Origin of the sequence: Emticicia sp. (assembly GCF_049241225.1) — a bacterium.
In the GTDB taxonomy this organism is placed as follows: Bacteria; Bacteroidota; Bacteroidia; order Cytophagales; family Spirosomataceae; genus Emticicia.
Genome location: NZ_JBMLRC010000174.1, coordinates 1 through 2,074, shown reverse-complemented (window position 1 = coordinate 2,074; position 2,074 = coordinate 1). Strand labels below are relative to the sequence as shown.

The 2,074-nt window shown below is 39.3% G+C and carries 2 protein-coding genes; one reads left to right on the top strand and one right to left on the bottom strand.

From position 1 onward, the window contains the following. A partial coding sequence (locus ACOVO2_RS09990; protein ID WP_421769829.1) for a polyprenyl synthetase family protein occupies positions 1–938 on the bottom strand: 938 nt, incomplete at its 3' end. A gap of 297 nt (positions 939–1,235) precedes the next feature. Between ACOVO2_RS09990 and ACOVO2_RS09985 the strand changes: the two genes are divergently transcribed. Beyond that, the coding region (locus ACOVO2_RS09985) for a patatin-like phospholipase family protein (protein WP_421769828.1) at positions 1,236–2,074 on the top strand (839 nt) is incomplete at its 3' end.

Sequence of the window (2,074 nt, the reverse complement as noted above, 5' to 3'; positions counted from 1 at the left end):
TGTAATGATTGACGGAAAGCAGAGTCGGGAAATGTAAAGAGGATATCGTTGGCTTCTTGAACGAAGCGTTTCATTACTTCGGTGGTATATTGTATTCCACCTGATTTTTTCACAAAATCTATCACTTCTGCCACTTTTTTAGGGTTTTCGGAGTGATTTTTTACTAAATTTATAATATTTCGTTTGTCAGACCATGACGCATGATTCAAAGCATAAATCAGCGGTAGCGTCATTTTCTTTTCTTTAATGTCAATGCCCGTTGGTTTACCGATTTCGGCATCGCCGTAATCAAAAAGGTCATCTTTTATCTGAAACGCCATACCGATTTTTTCGCCTAAAAGTTTGGCTTTGGCCACAACTTCAGCATTGGCACCAACCGAGGCTGCCCCAACTGCACAACACGAGGCAATCAAAGAAGCTGTTTTTTGGCGAATTACTTCGTAATATACATCTTCGGTAATATCGAGTTTACGAGCTTTTTCGATTTGCAATAGTTCGCCTTCACTGAGTTCTTTTACGGCAGTCGAAACAATTTTCAACAAATCATAATCACCATTATCAACGCTCAGAAGTAAACCACGAGAAAGCAGATAATCGCCCACCAAAACGGCTATTTTATTTTTCCAAAGTGCTTTAATTGAGAAAAAACCACGGCGGTAGTTTGAATCATCAACCACATCGTCGTGCACGAGGGTAGCCGTATGCAAGAGTTCGATGAGGGCCGCACCACGATACGTAGCTTCGTTGATTTGCCCGATTGTTCCAGCGGTTAGAAACACAAACATCGGACGAATTTGCTTACCTTTCCGATGAATAATATATTTCATGATTTGGTCGAGCAACATCACGTCGGTCTTCATCGACTGGCGGAATTTCTTCTCGAAAATCTCCAAATCTTGTTCGATTGGGGCTTGTATTTGGTTAATATCTAACGTCATGAAGAGGTGAGCAAAATGTTGTTTGCTCTGGGTATGCAATTTTACAATTGATTTCTGACTTATTGAGCAGATTAAAGAAAAATATATTAACTTTAATGGTTTTGTTCAAATTTATCTTGGATTATATCAATTAAAATCACGGTTTTTTAATAATATTTGAGCATTAAAACTCATTTTAAAGATAAACACACTGTCCGACAATAAGGTTTACTTTTTGAGCAGTGTATTTCATAAACTTTTTTTCAAAATTAGCTATTTTAGTCGTATTATTGGCAGGATAAAAAAATACAATTTATAATGAGGGCATTAGTTTTAGGTGGTGGCTCACTCAAAGGGGCTTGGCAAGTAGGTGTGATTCATGCAATTTTGGATACGGGTTTTAAGCCAGAAATGATTTATGGAATTTCGGCAGGAGCTTTGAATGGCTCGTTCATGGTCAATGAAGCGGGCAAACAACACCTCGAAAAAGGTAAAATCGACTGGGATTTGGTCAATAAAAAACTACTACAATTTTGGCTCGAAAATATTACCCAGCCTTCGGATATTGGCGTACTGAAATCGAAGTTTTCGTTAGGGATTGATACACTTTTGAGCCGATTCGATGGCCTGATTGATACAAACCCTCTGCACGAAAAACTAAAGAAATACCTCAATGTAACCACCATGCGGAAAAGCCCCGTGAAGCTGAAAGTTGGTGCAGTAAATATCAATACAGGTGAAATGCACTATACTGACCCGCTCGAACAGCACTTTTTGGATTATCTGCGTGCCAGTAGTTCGTTGCCTTTTATTATGCCAGCGATTCAGATTGGTGGAGACCACCGTCAGGCGTACATGGACGGCGGTTTGCGTGAAGTTGTACCGCTCAGAAAAGCCATTGAAGATGGAGCAACCGAAATTTATTGCGTGGCTACTCACCCCAAAAACCGTCCGCTTGAGCATTTCAATTACCGTAGTTTTTTTAGTTTAATTGAGCGAATAAAAGATATTACGGTCAATCAGTTTGAGAATAGCGATATTGAATGGGCAGAAAATTATGCAAAAACCTACGGAAATATTGGACCGTTTCACCTAACTAAGAAAATCAAACTCACGGTTATTCGCCCGAAAGAACCACTGCATATAGAATTGACCGA